The sequence below is a fragment of the Streptomyces sp. NPDC041784 genome, assembly GCF_055591025.1.
This window is the reverse complement of sequence record NZ_JBVJAB010000001.1, coordinates 823226-838355: the sequence shown is the minus strand read 5'-3', so window position 1 is coordinate 838355 and position 15130 is coordinate 823226. Positions and strand designations below refer to the sequence as shown.

The following is a 15130-nucleotide window of genomic DNA, read 5'->3' as shown; positions in this document are numbered from 1 at the left end:
CGCCCGGTTACATTCCGAACCCGGAAGCTAAGCCTTACAGCGCCGATGGTACTGCAGGGGGGACCCTGTGGGAGAGTAGGACACCGCCGAACAATTATTGTGGGAAACCCCCAGACCTTAGGTCTGGGGGTTTTCTGCGTTTACGGGCTGTGCGGAAATTTTATGCGGGCTCTCTCTGCGGGGAGAGCCCGTTTTGCTGTCAGAGGCGTCCGGCTGCTTTCAGTGAGAGGTAGGCATCCGCCAGGGTCGGCGCAAGTTCGTCCGGTGTCGCGTCCACGACCGTTACTCCGTGACGGCGGAGTTGTTCGGCGGTGCGGTGACGCTCGGTCTGGGCCTGGGCGGCGGCCGCGGCCTCGTACACCGCGTCGGTGTCGCCGCGGGAGGCGGCCATGCGGGTGACGTACGGGTCGGCGACCGAGGCCACCAGGACCGTGTGGCGCTGGGTGAGTTGCGGCAGGACGGGGAGGAGGCCCTCTTCGACCGGGGCTGCGTCGAGTGTGGTCAGCAGGACGATCAGGGAGCGGCGGGGGGCCGTACGGAGTGCTGTGGCGGTGAGGGTGCGGGTGTTGGTTTCGACGAGTTCGGGTTCGAGGGTGGCCATGGCGTTGACCAGGGAGGGGAGGACGTCGCGTGCCGTGCGGCCCTGGACGAGGGCGCGGACGCGGCGATCGTAGGCGAGGAGGTCGACCCGGTCGCCGGCGCGGGAGGCCAGGGCGGCGAGGAGCAGGGCCGCGTCCATGGAGGCGTCGAGGCGGGGTGCGTCGCCGACGCGGCCTGCGGAGGTGCGGCCGGTGTCGAGGACCAGGAGGATGTGGCGGTCTCGTTCGGGGCGCCAGGTGCGGACGGCGACGGTGGAGTGGCGGGCTGTGGCGCGCCAGTCGATGGAGCGGGTGTCGTCGCCGGGGACGTATTCGCGCAGGCTGTCGAATTCTGTGCCTTCGCCGCGGGTGAGGACGCTGGTGCGGCCGTCGAGTTCGCGGAGGCGGGCCAGTTTCGAGGGGAGGTGCTTGCGGCTGGTGAACGGAGGGAGGACGCGTACCGTCCAGGGGACCTTGTGGGTGCCTTGGCGGGAGAAGAGGCCGAGGGGGCCGTACGAGCGGATGGTGACGCGGTCGGCCTGGCGGTCGCCGCGGCGGGTGGGGCGTAGGCGTGTGGTGATGCGGCGGCGTTCGCCCGGCGGGATGGTCAGGCGGTGGCGGGAGGCCTCGGTTTCGGTGCCGGGCTGCCAGCTGCTGGGGGGCCAGGCGTCGCGGAGATGGGCGCGCAGGGGGCGGCGGGAGGGGTTGGTGAGGGTGAGCGTGACGTCGGCTGTCTCGCCGAGGCGTGCGGAGGTGTCGCCGGAGCGGGTCAGGAGCAGGCGTCGTACGGGGGCGGCGAGCGCGAAGTCGCAGGCGCAGGCGGCGGCGAGGGGGGCGTTGACGGCGAGGATGCCCGTCCAGCTGGGCTCCCAGATGCCGACGGGGAGGGAGCCCAGGGCTGCGAGGAGGGCGGCGCGTCCGGTGAGTGCCATCAGCGGGGGACGGGGACGTGGGCGAGGATCGCGTTGATGACGGAGTCGGCCGTGACGCCTTCCATCTCGGCCTCCGGACGCAGTTGGACCCGGTGGCGGAGGGTGGGCAGGGCGAGGGCTTTGACGTCGTCGGGGATGACGTAGTCGCGGCCGGTCAGCCAGGCCCAGGCGCGTGCGGTGGCGAGGAGGGCGGTGGCGCCGCGGGGGGAGACGCCCAGGGTGAGGGAGGGCGAATCGCGGGTGGCGCGGCAGATGTCGACGACGTAGGCCGTGATCTCGGGGGAGATGGTCGTTTTGGCGACGGCTGTGCGGGCGGCCTCGAGGTCGGCGGGGCCCGCCACGGGGCGCAGGCCGGCGCCCTTGAGGTCGCGCGGGTTGAAGCCCTCGGAGTGGCGGGTGAGGACGTCGATCTCCTCCTGGCGGGAGGGGAGAGGGATCGTCAGTTTGAGGAGGAAGCGGTCCAGTTGGGCTTCGGGGAGGGGGTAGGTGCCCTCGTACTCGACGGGGTTCTGGGTCGCGGCGACCAGGAACGGGTCGGGGAGGGGGCGGGGGGTGCCGTCAACGGTGACCTGGCGTTCCTCCATGGCTTCGAGGAGGGAGGCCTGGGTCTTGGGCGGGGTGCGGTTGATCTCGTCGGCGAGGAGGAGGTTGGTGAAGACCGGGCCGGGCTGGAAGGAGAACTCGGCGCTGCGGGTGTCGTAGACGAGGGAGCCGGTGACGTCGCTCGGCATGAGGTCGGGGGTGAACTGGACGCGCTTGGTGTCGAGTTCGAGTGCGGAGGCGAGGGCGCGGACGAGCAACGTTTTGGCCACTCCGGGGACTCCTTCGAGGAGAACGTGTCCGCGGCACAGGAGTGCGACGACGAGGCCGGTCACGGCGGGGTCCTGGCCGACCACGGCCTTGGAGATCTCGGCGCGCAGGGCTTCCAGGGAGGCTCGGGCGTGGCCCGGGTCCCCGGTGTTCCCGGCGTTGTCAGTGGTCGGGTCCATCATGGACGGCGTACCTCTCTTTCGAGGGCGTCGAGTTGGTCGGCGAGTGCGATGAGGGCCGTGTCGTCGCTGGGCGGCAGGCCGAAGAGGAGGGAGTGCAGGGGCTGTCCGTCGCCGTGGAGGTGGGCGGACAGGGCGGGGACGAGTGCTTCGGGTGTGTGTGCCTGGGTGACGGGGACGCCTACGAGAGGGGCGAGGCGGGTGCGGGTGGTGGAGCGAAGAGCGGCGGCCGCGCGGTCGCGGGCGGCCGCGTTGCGGTAGAGGCGGGCGCGGCCCTCGACGGTTTCGGAGGCGCGGATCGCCACGGGGAGTTTTTCGGGTACGAGGGGGCCGAGCCGGCGTGCTCGCCAGAGGGCGGCCAGGGCTGCCGCGACGAAGAGTTGCAGTGTGCCCCAGAGCCAGCCGGAGGGGAGCAGGTCGAAGAAGCTCTTCTCGTTGTCCCCGTCGGTGGTGGAGGTGTCGGAGAGTGAGGGGAGGTACCAGACGAGATGCGGGCGGGAGCCGAGGAGTTGGAGGGCGAGCGAGGCGTTGCCCTGCTGGTCGAGGCGGGTGTTGAAGAGGATGTCGGGTGCTCCGAGGACGACGGTGTCTCCGGTGCCGGAGGTGTCCGGGATGCGCAGCAGGGTGGCCAGGCGCTGACTCGGGTAGCACTCGTCGGCGTTGAGGTGGCGGGTGGTGTAGCGGGTGCCGCCGGTTTCGGCGGTGCCGGCGCGCCGGGCGTCGGGCAGGGCGCAGTCGGGGGTGAGGGCGGAGCTGCGGCTGGTGGCGGGGTCGGCGGTGACTCCCGGGGCGAGGGTGCCGACGGAGGGGCTGCCGGGGTCGACGAGGACGGTGCGGCCGCCGGAGCCGGCCATTGCCGCGTGCAGGGATTTCTGTTGGCGTTCCGTCAGGAGGTCGGGGACGGCGACCAGGAGGGTGGTGTCGGGTCCGGTGGCACTGCGGGCCTCGGCCAGGGTGGTGACCACGCGGGTGTACACGCCGCGGTTGGCGAGGAGTTCGGCGACGGCGCGGCTGCCGTAGGGGTCGGCGGAGCGTGGGTCAAGGGAGCCGTGCCGGGTGTCGGACTGGAGGGTGGCGAGGGCGACGGCGCCGGCGAGGAGGAGTGCGACGGCGAGGGCGATGCCTCGCGCGCGGGTCCACACCTGGCGGGCCGTGGGTGCGGCGGAGGTGGGCGGGAGCGTGGCCTGGGTGGTCATTCGGCGGCTCCCTGGCGGGCGGTGCCGGCCGGGGTGTGGGCGCTGTTCGTGGTGAGCTGGGGTTTGGTGCGGTCGAGATCGTGGTCGAGTTCGGCGATGCGGTGGTACGCCTGCTCGGTGGCGTTGCGGCCGCCGTATGTCACGTCGTCGAAGTCGCGGGCGGCGGCGCGCAGTCGGTCGGTGTGGGCGGGCAGGGTGCGGCCGGCCTCGGCGGCGGCCTCGTCGGCGGTGCGGCCGGGGCGGGCGTCGAGGAGGGCGCGTTCCTCCAAGGAGCGGACGATGGCGCGCATGCGTTCCTGGACGGCCTGGTTCCAGTGGCCCTGGGCGGCGTGTGCCTCGGCGGCCGCGCGGTGTTCGGCGGAGCTGCGGGGGCGGTCGTCGAACAGGGCGGCGGTGGAGGCGGGTTGGCGGCGGGGGGTGCCCAGGCGCCACCACAGGGCGCCGACGACTGCGAGGACGGCCAGGACGATGACGAGGAGGCCGAGTGTGCCGCCGGGGGTTGCGGTCGATGCGGTGCCGAACAGGTTGCCGAGCCAGTCCCAGAAGGCGTCCAGGGCCCGTTCGAACGGGCTGGGGTCGTTCTCGTGGTACAGGCGTTTGGACAGTTCGCGTCGGGCTGCCTCGCGTGCGGGGTCGCGCGGGATGGTCAGGGGTGGTTCGTCGTTCGAGCCGGTCAGTGTCTGTACCGAACGGTCGGCGATCCGCAGGAGGGCGTGTACGGCGTTGTCGGTGGTGTCCGAGAGGGCTGCGGGGATCGCGTCGGCCGCGCGTGACAGGGCCGTGAGGGCCGGGTCGGCGGTGTGTGAGAGGGCTTCCGGGGCCGCGTCGGCCGGGGCGGGCGGCAGCCGTGTGGGTGCTGTGTCCGTGAGTGGTACCGCTGTGAGAACTCCCCCCGTCAGGCTCACCGCATCAGCTCCCGGGGGTGGTGCCGGGGGTGGGGGAGCCGTAGCCCTGGATGCCCGCGGCGCGGGCCAGGTCGAGGTCGAGGGCCTCGCGGCGGATCCGCTGGTCGATGTAGAGGAGCACGGTGACGCCTGCCGCGATCGGGAGCGTGATCATGGAGCCGATGACGGAGCCGATCCCGCTGACGATCAGGTAGGTCCAGCCGTAGTCGCTGCCGGCGTCGACGAGTCCGCCAACCCCCGCGTCGCTCAGGGCGGCGCCGACGAGGGCGAAGGGGAGGACGACGATCGCGGAGATGATGTTGGCGATGACCACGGCGAGCAGTTGGATGCCGAACATCCGCCACCAGGAGCCGCGGACGAGTTTCGCAGAGCGGCTCAGGGACTTCTTGATGCCCTGCTTCTCCAGCATCAGGGCGGGAGCGGCGAGGGAGTAGCGGACCACCAGCCACAGGACGAGCACGAACGCGCCGAGGCTGCCGAGGCTGATGAGCGCGGCACCGCCGTCACTACTGCCGGAGGCGGCCACGAGGATGCCGGGCAGGACGCAGGCGGCAGCGACACCGGCCGTGAGGAGCAGCAGGACGAGGATCAGGCCGAGCAGCCGGGGTACCTGCGGGCGGGCGTCGCTCCAGGCCTGCCCGAGGGTGACCGGCTTGCCGAGGACCGCGCGGCTGGTGACGGTGGCGAGCAGGGCGGTCGCCGTGAGGATGGCGAGCATGGTGATCAGGAGGAGGAGACCGGAGCTGCGCATGACGTCGCCCATGGCGCGGGTCTGCTCGTCGAGGCTGGAGTTCGGGTCGCCGAGGGCGGAGGTGTCCAGGGTGTCGTTCAGGACGAGGCCCTGGAGCAGGACGACGACGATCTCGAAGACGATCGCGATGGTCAGCGAGATGCCGAGGGCGGTGCGCCAGTAGGTGCGCATGGTGGAGACGGCGCCGTCGAGCATCTCGCCCACGCCGAGGGGGCGGAGCGGGATCACACCGGGCTTCACGGCGGGGGGCGGGCCGCCCCAGCCGGGGCCGGGGGGCGGGGGCGGAGGGGTCTGGCCGGGGGTCTGGGGGCCTGCGGGCGCGGACCACCGAGCGGGTGGCGGCTGCTGGTCGGACCACTTCGTGCCGGGGCCCTGTGGGTCCGTGCCCGGCTGGTCCGCGGGCTGCGGGGCGGTGGGTCGGTCGGCGGGGGCGGACGCGCCGGGTTCCCGTCCGTCGGACGGGGCGGATCCGGGCGAGGCCCAGCCCGGAGTGTCTTTCATCGTCGCTCCTTCACGGTGCCCGTCCGCGGTCGCGGCGGCAGGTTGGCAGCCATCGTGCCATGGGGTGGTCATCGGATCACCGGCCGCGGTAGGGGCTGCGCACCTTCAATTGTCCGCCGGATCCGGGGCAGACTGACCGCATGGCTGATCAGTACGCGCAATCCGACGAGGACAAGCGGCCGGCAGGGATACCCGCGATTCGCTGGGAGGAGCCGCCCGAAGGTCCCGTACTGGTGCTTCTCGACCAGACGAGGCTGCCGGCCGAGGAGGTGGAACGGGTCTGTACGGACGCGTCCGCGCTGGTGGAGGCGATCCGGTCGCTCGCCGTGCGCGGTGCGCCGCTGCTCGGTATCGCCGGGGCGTACGGCGTCGCGCTCGCCGCCGTACGGGGCTTCGACGTGGACGAGGCGGCGAGCGCGCTGGCGGGCGCCCGGCCCACCGCGGTGAACCTGTCCGTCGGTGTGCGGCGGGCCCGGTCCGCGTATCTGGCGCAGCTGGCCAAGGGCGGTGACACCGCGCAGGGCGCGCGGGCCGCGCTGGCCGCCGCGCGGCAACTGCACCGGGAGGACGCCGAGGCCAGTGCCCGGATGGCCGGCCACGGGCTGGCTCTCCTCGACGAGCTGCTGCCCGGCGGCGGGCACCGCGTCCTCACCCACTGCAACACCGGATCGCTGGTGTCGGGCGGGGAGGGCACGGCGTTCGCGGTGGCGCTCGCGGCGCACCGGGCGGGGCGGCTGCGGCGGCTGTGGGTGGACGAGACGCGTCCGCTGCTGCAAGGAGCCCGTCTGACGGCGTACGAGGCGGCGCGCAGCGGGATGGCGTACACGCTGCTCACGGACAACGCGGCGGGTTCGCTGTTCGCGGCGGGGGAGGTGGACGCGGTGCTGATCGGGGCGGACCGTATCGCCGCGGACGGCTCGGTGGCGAACAAGGTGGGCAGTTATCCGCTCGCGGTGCTCGCCCGCTACCACCATGTGCCGTTCATCGTGGTCGCGCCGGTGACGACCGTGGATCCGGACACCCCGAGCGGGGCGGCGATCGAGGTCGAGCAGCGTCCAGGGTTCGAGGTGACTGAGGTGGCGGCGCCGCAGGTGCCGGTGACCGGGGCGGGCGGCGGGGTTCCGGTGGCGCCGCTGGGGACGCAGGCGTACAACCCGGCGTTCGACGTGACGCCGCCCGAGCTGGTGACGGCGATCGTCACGGAGGCGGGGGTGGTCTCGCCCGTGACGGCGGAGGGTCTCGCGGAGCTGTGCGACGGTCACGCGCGGTGACGTCGAGGTGGGGGAGGGAAGCCTGGGACGGCGGTGGGTAAAGACCGTGGAGTGGGTGCCGGAGAGCGGGCCCGCATCAGTGCTCACATCGACGTCCACGGACGAGGGCAGACAGTGACGGCCCAGTACGACTATGGTCACAGGCCGGTGACCCTGCTCACCTGCGCCACCTTCACTGTTATGAGAATGGGATGATGTCGTTTATGAAGGGACGAGTCCTTGTCGTCGACGACGACACCGCACTGGCCGAGATGCTCGGCATCGTGTTGCGTGGTGAAGGTTTTGAGCCGTCTTTCGTAGCCGACGGCGACAAGGCGCTGGCTGCTTTCCGTGAGGCGAAGCCCGATCTGGTGCTGTTGGACCTGATGCTGCCCGGACGGGACGGCATCGAGGTCTGCCGCCTGATCCGGGCCGAGTCCGGCGTGCCGATCGTGATGCTCACGGCCAAGAGCGACACCGTCGACGTGGTCGTCGGGCTGGAGTCCGGCGCCGACGACTACATCGTGAAGCCGTTCAAGCCGAAGGAGCTGGTCGCCCGGATCCGGGCGCGGCTGCGCAGGTCGGAGGAGCCGGCACCGGAGCAGCTCGCCATCGGTGACCTCGTCATCGACGTGGCCGGTCACTCCGTGAAGCGGGACGGGCAGTCGATCGCGCTGACGCCGCTGGAGTTCGACCTGCTCGTGGCGCTCGCCCGCAAGCCGTGGCAGGTGTTCACGCGCGAGGTGCTCCTCGAGCAGGTGTGGGGCTACCGCCACGCCGCCGACACCCGCCTGGTGAACGTGCACGTGCAGCGACTGCGCTCCAAGGTCGAGAAGGATCCGGAGCGGCCGGAGATCGTGGTGACCGTCCGTGGCGTCGGATACAAGGCAGGACCGAGCTGACATGCCCGGGGACAGTGCCGCTTCGGCCCCCGGCCGGTCCGGGGCCCGTCCGGGGCGGCCTGTCGGCCGTAAGACGATGAGCTCACGCTTCGGACGCCTCCTCGAAGGGGGCCTGCTCCAGGGCGGAGTGCAGGGCAGCCCCGTCCTGAGGCTCCTGCTGCGCTGGGTGCGCCGGCCGCTGCTGCCTGTCATGCGGCTGTGGCGGCGCAACATCCAGCTCAAGGTCGTCGCCACGACCCTGCTGATGTCGCTGGGCGTCGTGCTGCTGCTGGGCTTCGTCGTCATCGGGCAGGTCCGCAACGGCCTGCTCGACGCCAAGGTCAAGGCATCCCAGAGCCAGGCCACCGGCGGATTCGCCGTGGCCAAGCAGAAAGCCGACGAGACGACCGGCGCCGGCGCCGTCGACGGCACCCCCGTCGACGGCTCCAACCCGCAGAACGTCATCGAATGGATGAGCGAACTGGTGTCGTCGCTGTCCAGCGGCGGCCAGGGCGCCTTCGACGTGGTCACCCTGCCCCCCGGCGACGACAGCGGCGGCGGCCGGGGCCCGCGCGCCTCCGGCGACGTCAACCCCAACAAGAGCGTCCCCGAGGACCTGCGCGCACGCATCAACACCAGCACCGGCGCGGCCCAGAGCTACACCCGCATCCGCTACAGCAGCAACAAGGAATCCCAGCCCGCCCTCGTCATCGGCAAGCAGCTCAACGACCCCAACGGCGACCCCTACGAGCTGTACTACCTCTTCCCGCTCACGCAGGAGGAGAAGTCGCTGAGCCTGGTCAAGGGCACCCTGGCGACCGCGGGACTCTTCGTCGTCGTACTCCTCGGCGCCATCGCCTGGCTCGTCGTACGGCAGGTCGTCACGCCCGTGCGGATGGCCGCCGGGATCGCCGAGAGGCTGTCCGCCGGGCGGCTCCAGGAACGGATGAAGGTCACCGGCGAGGACGACATCGCACGCCTCGGCGAGGCCTTCAACAAGATGGCCCAGAACCTCCAGCTGAAGATCCAGCAGCTGGAGGACCTGTCACGGATGCAGCGGCGGTTCGTCTCTGACGTCTCGCACGAACTGCGGACACCGCTGACGACCGTACGGATGGCCGCCGACGTCATCCACGAGGCACGCGAGGACTTCGACCCCGTCACCGCGCGGTCCGCGGAACTCCTCGCCGACCAGCTCGACCGGTTCGAGTCGCTGCTCGCCGACCTGCTCGAGATCAGCCGCTTCGACGCGGGCGCGGCCGCCCTGGAGGCCGAGCCGATCGACCTGCGCGAGGTCGTACGGCGGGTCGTCAGCGGCGCCGCGCCCCTCGCCGACCGCAAGGGCACGGCGATACGGGTCCTCGGCGACCAGCAGCCCGTCGTCGCCGAGGCCGACGCACGGCGCGTCGAGCGAGTGCTGCGCAACCTCGTCGTCAACGCCGTCGAGCACGGCGAGGGCAAGGACGTCGTCGTCAAGCTCGCCTCGGCGGGCGGCGCCGTCGCGGTCGCCGTCCGCGACTACGGCGTCGGACTCAAGCCCGGCGAGGCCACCCGCGTCTTCAGCCGCTTCTGGCGGGCCGACCCGGCACGCGCGCGTACCACCGGCGGAACGGGCCTGGGCCTGTCCATCGCCCTGGAGGACGCACGACTGCACGGCGGCTGGCTCCAGGCCTGGGGCGAGCCCGGAGGCGGCTCCCAGTTCCGGCTGACACTGCCGCGGACCGCGGACGAGCCGCTGCGGGGCTCGCCGATACCACTGGAGCCCAAGGACTCCCGGCGCAACCGCGGCCTCGACGACGCCGGCCTGCCCCGCGGAGGCGGCGAGAAGAGCGCCACCGTGCCGGTGCAGCCGGCCGCCGAGCAGCTCTCGGCCGCCCGCACCCCGCTCGCACCGAGGATGTCCGCGGCCACGCCCACGGCCGATCCGACGGCGCTGCCGGGCAACGGCGCGCGCGTGGTGCCACGGCCCGCTCCGGCGGGTGGCACGGCAGGCCCGGGAGCGGGGCTGGGCGTCGGCCCGGGAGCCGGGCAGCAGGACGAGCAGCGGGCCGACTCCGGCGAGACGCCGGAGCGGAAGGACGCGGCACACAGCGCGGCACACAGTGGGGCACCGCGGCGGACGGACGCCGCGACGGACCGCCCGGACGACCAAGGGGAGACAATTCGTGGGCGCTGACCGCGACGGGCACGCCCGGCGCACGCCGGGGCGCGCGGTGGCGTACGCCACCTCCGGCGTCGTACTGCTGGCCGGATGCGCCTCGATGCCCGACAGCGGCGACCTGCGCGGCGTCGAGTCCACGCCGCGCCAGGACACCCAGGTACGGGTGTTCGCGATGCCGCCCCGCGACGACGCACCGCCCTCGGAGATCGTCCAAGGCTTCCTCGAAGCGCTGACCAGCGACGATCCGCGCTACTCGACAGCGCGCCAGTACCTGACCACCCGGGCGGCCCAGAAATGGGAACCCGAGCGGATCACGACCGTGCTGGTGGACGGACCCGGCACCGAAGCCGGCCCGGCCGGCGCCCGGGAGGAAGGCGACGACTACGCCTTCGTCCTCACCGGCACCAAGATCGCCCAGGTCGACGCGCAGCAGTCGTACAGCCCCGCCTCCGGCACCTACAGCCAGACCGTGCACCTCACCCGCGACAAGAAGACCCGACAGTGGCGCATCGACTCGCTCCCCCAAGGCGTCGTCATGGGCAAGTCGGACTTCCAGCGCAACTACATGTCCGTCAACAAGTACTACCTCGCGTCGGCCACCAAGGCCGCCGGCTCCGGGCAGCCGATGGCCGTCGCCGACCCCGTCTACGTACGGGAACGCGTCGACCCCATGACCCAGATGGTGCGCTCCCTGCTCAACGGACCCACCAGCTGGCTCCGCCCCGTCGTCCGCTCCAGCTTCCCCACCGGCACGGCACTGCCCAAGAACGTCACCTCGCTGACCCCCGACGACCAGAACAAGCTCACCGTGCCGCTGAACGACAAGGCGGCCCGCATCGGGCAGAGCAAGTGCGACGAGATGGCCGCCCAGCTCCTGTTCACCCTCCAGAGCCTCACCCCCACCGTCGAGGAGATCGCGCTGCGCGCGGGCGGCAAACAGCTCTGCTCGCTCACCGAGGAGCAGGCCGCCGCCGTCGCCGCGCGCGGCTCGCGCTCCGACCCCGACTACCTGTACTTCATCGACGGCCGCCACCGGCTCGCCCGCATGGCCGGCAGCGCCGGCGGCAACGCCAAGTCCGACCCCGTGCCCGGCGCGCTCGGCGACGGCACCAAGGCACTGCGCTCGGTGGCCGTGGCCCGCGACGAACACAGCGCCGCCGGAGTCGCCCTCGACGGCAAGGCCCTCTACGTCACCTCGACCGTCACCGGCAGCTCCCTCGGCGAGCCCGTCCTGCAGAGCCAGGGCAAGACGGAGACCGACCGGCTGACCACGCCCACCTGGGACGCCCAGGGCGACCTGTGGGTGGCCGACCGCAACCCCGCAGACCCGAGGCTGCTCCTGCTGGAGAAGGGCGCGGGCCCGGCGCTGGAGGTGCTCACCCCCAGGCTGGACGGCCGGATCAACGCCGTACGGGTCGCCGCCGACGGCGCGCGGATCGCGCTCGTCGTGGACAAGGACGGCAAGCAGTCCCTGCTCATCGGACGCATCGAACGGACCGAGGACAGTGAGGGCAAGTCCTCCGTGTCCGTCCAGGAACTACGCTCCGCGACACCCGAGTTGGAACAGGTCGCGGCCGTGTCGTGGGCCGGTGAAAGCCGGCTCGTCGTCGTCGGACAGGAGTCCGGTGGCGTCGAGCAGGTGCAGTACGTGCAGAGCGACGGATCGATCCCCGAGTCCGCCACGCTGCCCGGCCTGACCGAGGTCAACAGCATCGCCGCCTCCGAGGACAGCGACGCCCCCCTGTTCGCGACCTCCGAGGACGGGCTGCTGTGGCTGCCCGGCGGGAGCGGCTGGCGGACGCTGAAGGAGACGGCTTCGGTCGCGTTTTATCCGGGGTGATGCCCGGGTGATCCCGGGGGATCCGGAGGCGGTTCTGAGGGATCCGGAGGGCGGTTCCGGGGGATCTTGGGAGTGTTCCGGGGTGATACCCGGGCGGTACCCGGGCGAGGGGATACCGGGGGCATACCCCGGTGGTCCCCCGGGTGATCCCGGAGACTTGTCCGGGGTGGTCCTTTCGCTTTTCCACAGGGCCTTCGGCGAGTTATCCACAGGGGTGGTCGGACGCTTCGCGTAAGGGCACAGTGATGGATGTGGAAGGCGTTCGCACGTGGTGGCAGGAACTCGCCGGCCTGGTCCTGCCCGCCGAGTGCGGAGGCTGCGGACGGGCCCGTACGGTGCTCTGCCCCGAGTGCCGCGCCGCGCTCGGCGGGACGGCGCCGTTCCGGGTACGGCCGGTCCCCGAGCCGCCCGGGCTGCCCGCCGTGCACGCGGCGGCCCGGTACGCGGACGAGGTACGGGCGGCGCTGCTGGCGCACAAGGAGCGCGGCGTGCTGGCGCTTGCGCGGCCGTTGGGGGTGGCGTTGGCGGGGGCGGTGCGGGTGGGGTTGGGGGAGGAGGGGGTGGGGGAGGGGCCCCCTCCCCCCGGAGACATCCTGCTCGTCCCCGTCCCCTCCACCCCCACCACCACCCGCTCCCGAGGCCACGACCCCGCCCGCCGGATCGCTCTCGTCGCCGCCGGTGAGCTGCGGCGGGCCGGGGCCGCGGTGCGGGTGGCCGCGGTGCTGCGGCAGCGGCGGGCGGTGGCCGACCAGGCGGGGCTGAGCGCGCGGGAGCGGCTGGACAACCTGGTGGGCGCGCTGACGGTGGTGCCCGGTGGGGCGCGGGTGCTGTGCGGCGGTCCTGTGGTGCTCGTCGACGATCTGGTCACGACGGGCGCGTCCCTGGCGGAGGCGGCGCGTGCCGTACGGGTGGCGACGGAGGCGGAGCGCGTGGGGCGCGTGGGGCGGGCAGGGCGTGGTGAGGGAGCGGCGGTTGTGTACGCGGGTGTCACCCGGGAAGGCACAGGGGTACGGCCGTCCGGAGGTGACGGAGGCGGCGGAGGCGTACGACCGCCCGGAGCCGGGGAGGGAGGTGCGGGCCGGGGTTCGCAGGGGCCCGTGGCCGTGCGTGGGGCCGGTGACGTGCTCTGTGCGGCTGTGGTCGCGGCGTCGCCGGATTCCTTGGAAATAAACCGGAACTGAGGGAGAACTTGCGTCGTTGCAGGTAATGAGAGGGTCAATTCACCTGAACGGAGGTACGCCGCAGTAGAGGGTGACGACATCCGTCCGGGCGAGATATGTTCGGTTGTGAGGGAAAGCCGCAGGCCACACCTCTCATATCCGAATGCCGTGCTGCGGTTTCTGGTTATGACCCGCAGCACCTGGGGTGTAGATCTCGCCCATGGGGGAGGAGGAGGTGGAAGTCACCAAGTCCGAGGTTCCGGTGCCCACCGGAACCTGGTGCAAAAGGGAGACGCTCCGCAGGGAAGCGGAGTGATCCGGGAACGGAGTTCTGCGTGGACATCGTCGTCAAGGGCCGCAAGACCGAGGTGCCCGAGCGGTTCCGCAAGCACGTGGCCGAGAAGCTGAACCTGGAGAAGATCCAGAAGCTCGACGGCAAGGTGATCAGCCTCGACGTCGAGGTGTCCAAGGAGCCCAACCCCCGACAGGCCGACCGGTGCGACCGAGTGGAGATCACGCTCCGCTCCCGTGGTCCTGTGATCCGGGCGGAGGCGGCGGCCAGCGACCCGTACGCGGCACTCGATCTGGCGGCGGAGAAGCTGGATGCCCAGCTGCGCAAGCAGCACGACAAGCGGTACACGCGGCGCGGCGCGCGCCGACTCAGCGCGGCGGAAGTTCCCGACGTCGTCCCCGGCGTGGCGACACTCAACGGCAACGGCCACCCCGTTTCGGCCGAGGCGTCGGACAGTGTGCCGACGAAGAAGATCGGTTCGCTGGAAGTGCAGGGCGACGGCCCGCTCGTGGTGCGCGAGAAGACCCACGTCGCCGCTCCGATGACGCTCGACCAGGCCCTCTACGAGATGGAACTGGTCGGCCACGACTTCTATCTGTTCGTCGACTCCGAGACGAAGGAACCCAGCGTCGTCTACCGGCGGCACGCCTACGACTACGGCGTGATCCACCTCAATTCGGACCCGATGGTGGCCCAGGGGCACTCTCCCGAGGCGGGCGGTGCGCTGGGTGGCTGATCCGGTCCGGTGACGGCTGAGCGGTGTGCCCCTGGAGCGCGTGTGCGCCCCCAGGGGCACCCGTGTGCGACCCCTTCGCGCCCTTCGGTGTCACCGCGTTGTCGTCCGGACATGGAATCATGGCGGCAACGGCCCAATCGGTGGGCCGTTGCCTTGGGTTGGCGATGGCTCAGGACCACGGCCGCAGCCTTCAGGGGGAGGAACGATGGCGGACAGCTTCGGACCGATGCGTGACGAGGATGCCGACGACGGCGTCGTCGGCATGGGGCCGGACGGGGGCACTTCACGCAAGGAGCCGATCAGAGTCCTTGTCGTGGACGACCATGCCCTGTTCCGCCGCGGACTGGAGATCGTGCTCGCGGCCGAGGAGGACATCCAGGTCGTCGGCGAGGCGGGGGACGGTGCGGAGGCCGTGGACAAGGCGGCCGATCTGCTGCCGGACATCGTGCTGATGGACGTACGGATGCCGAAGCGCGGTGGTATCGAGGCGTGCACCTCCATCAAGGAGGTGGCCCCCAGCGCGAAGATCATCATGTTGACGATCAGCGACGAGGAGGCCGACCTCTACGACGCGATCAAGGCGGGCGCGACCGGTTATCTCCTCAAGGAGATCTCCACGGACGAGGTGGCGACCGCGATTCGCGCGGTGGCCGACGGGCAGTCGCAGATCAGCCCTTCGATGGCGTCGAAGCTGCTCACCGAGTTCAAGTCGATGATCCAGCGGACCGACGAGCGCCGGCTGGTCCCGGCGCCGCGGCTGACGGACCGTGAGCTGGAGGTGCTCAAGCTCGTCGCCACGGGGATGAACAACCGGGACATCGCCAAGGAACTGTTCATCTCCGAGAACACCGTGAAGAACCATGTGCGCAACATCCTGGAGAAGCTTCAGCTGCACTCCAGGATGGAGGCGGTGGTGTACGCGATGAGGGAGAAGATCCTCGAGATCCGGTGACGCGGG

Annotated in this window: 12 protein-coding genes and 1 rRNA gene; 8 read left to right on the top strand and 5 right to left on the bottom strand. The window is 71.6% G+C overall.

Annotated elements, in window-relative coordinates:
- A 5S ribosomal RNA gene (gene rrf, locus ACZ6D7_RS03670) occupies positions 1-92 on the top strand; the annotation flags it as partial.
- A 107-nt stretch (positions 93-199) separates the two neighbouring features.
- Here the strand turns inward: rrf and ACZ6D7_RS03665 are convergent.
- From ACZ6D7_RS03665 to ACZ6D7_RS03645, 5 genes are all read right to left on the bottom strand, one after another.
- Positions 200-1510 (bottom strand): DUF58 domain-containing protein, encoded by a 1311-nt coding sequence (locus ACZ6D7_RS03665; RefSeq protein ID WP_469482966.1) that lies wholly within the window; start codon positions 1508-1510, stop codon positions 200-202.
- Entirely contained in the window at positions 1510-2502 is a 993-nt protein-coding gene (locus ACZ6D7_RS03660) for an AAA family ATPase (RefSeq protein ID WP_469482964.1), read from the bottom strand. The genes ACZ6D7_RS03665 and ACZ6D7_RS03660 overlap by 1 nt, the downstream gene beginning before the upstream one ends.
- The gene (locus ACZ6D7_RS03655) at positions 2499-3695 is read right to left on the bottom strand and encodes a DUF4350 domain-containing protein (protein ID WP_469482962.1); all 1197 of its coding nucleotides are present in this window, start codon (positions 3693-3695) and stop codon (positions 2499-2501) included. Before ACZ6D7_RS03655 ends, ACZ6D7_RS03660 begins: the two co-directional genes overlap by 4 nt.
- A complete protein-coding gene (locus ACZ6D7_RS03650; protein ID WP_469483032.1) occupies positions 3692-4402 on the bottom strand; it encodes a DUF4129 domain-containing protein in 711 nt (236 codons plus the stop codon). Before ACZ6D7_RS03650 ends, ACZ6D7_RS03655 begins: the two co-directional genes overlap by 4 nt.
- A gap of 202 nt (positions 4403-4604) precedes the next feature.
- Positions 4605-5852 (bottom strand): glycerophosphoryl diester phosphodiesterase membrane domain-containing protein, encoded by a 1248-nt coding sequence (locus ACZ6D7_RS03645; protein ID WP_469482960.1) that lies wholly within the window; start codon positions 5850-5852, stop codon positions 4605-4607.
- 140 nt (positions 5853-5992) lie between these two features.
- On the opposite strand from ACZ6D7_RS03645, the gene mtnA reads away from it, so the two are divergent.
- The 7 genes from mtnA to ACZ6D7_RS03610 all read left to right on the top strand — a co-directional run bounded on the left by mtnA (position 5993) and on the right by ACZ6D7_RS03610 (position 15124).
- Positions 5993-7123: an S-methyl-5-thioribose-1-phosphate isomerase gene (gene mtnA / locus ACZ6D7_RS03640; protein WP_469482958.1), complete on the top strand. Its 1131-nt coding sequence runs from the start codon at positions 5993-5995 to the stop codon at positions 7121-7123.
- Between the two features lie 191 nt (positions 7124-7314).
- Complete coding sequence (mtrA, locus tag ACZ6D7_RS03635; protein ID WP_187283109.1) at positions 7315-8004, top strand: two-component system response regulator MtrA; 690 nt, start codon at positions 7315-7317, stop codon at positions 8002-8004.
- A 1-nt stretch (position 8005) separates the two neighbouring features.
- Positions 8006-10159: an MtrAB system histidine kinase MtrB gene (gene mtrB / locus ACZ6D7_RS03630; RefSeq protein WP_469482956.1), complete on the top strand. Its 2154-nt coding sequence runs from the start codon at positions 8006-8008 to the stop codon at positions 10157-10159.
- Positions 10149-11984, top strand: coding sequence for an LpqB family beta-propeller domain-containing protein (locus tag ACZ6D7_RS03625; protein WP_469482954.1), 1836 nt, complete (start codon positions 10149-10151; stop codon positions 11982-11984). The genes mtrB and ACZ6D7_RS03625 overlap by 11 nt, the downstream gene beginning before the upstream one ends.
- A gap of 245 nt (positions 11985-12229) precedes the next feature.
- Positions 12230-13165 carry a ComF family protein gene (locus ACZ6D7_RS03620; RefSeq protein WP_469482952.1) on the top strand — a complete coding sequence of 312 codons (936 nt, stop codon included), beginning with the start codon at positions 12230-12232 and terminating at the stop codon, positions 13163-13165.
- A 314-nt stretch (positions 13166-13479) separates the two neighbouring features.
- On the top strand, positions 13480-14172 hold the full coding sequence (gene hpf, locus ACZ6D7_RS03615) for a ribosome hibernation-promoting factor, HPF/YfiA family (protein ID WP_469482950.1): 693 nt from the start codon (positions 13480-13482) through the stop codon (positions 14170-14172).
- A gap of 205 nt (positions 14173-14377) precedes the next feature.
- A complete protein-coding gene (locus ACZ6D7_RS03610; protein WP_469482948.1) occupies positions 14378-15124 on the top strand; it encodes a response regulator in 747 nt (248 codons plus the stop codon).
- Positions 15125-15130: the final 6 nt, after the last annotated feature.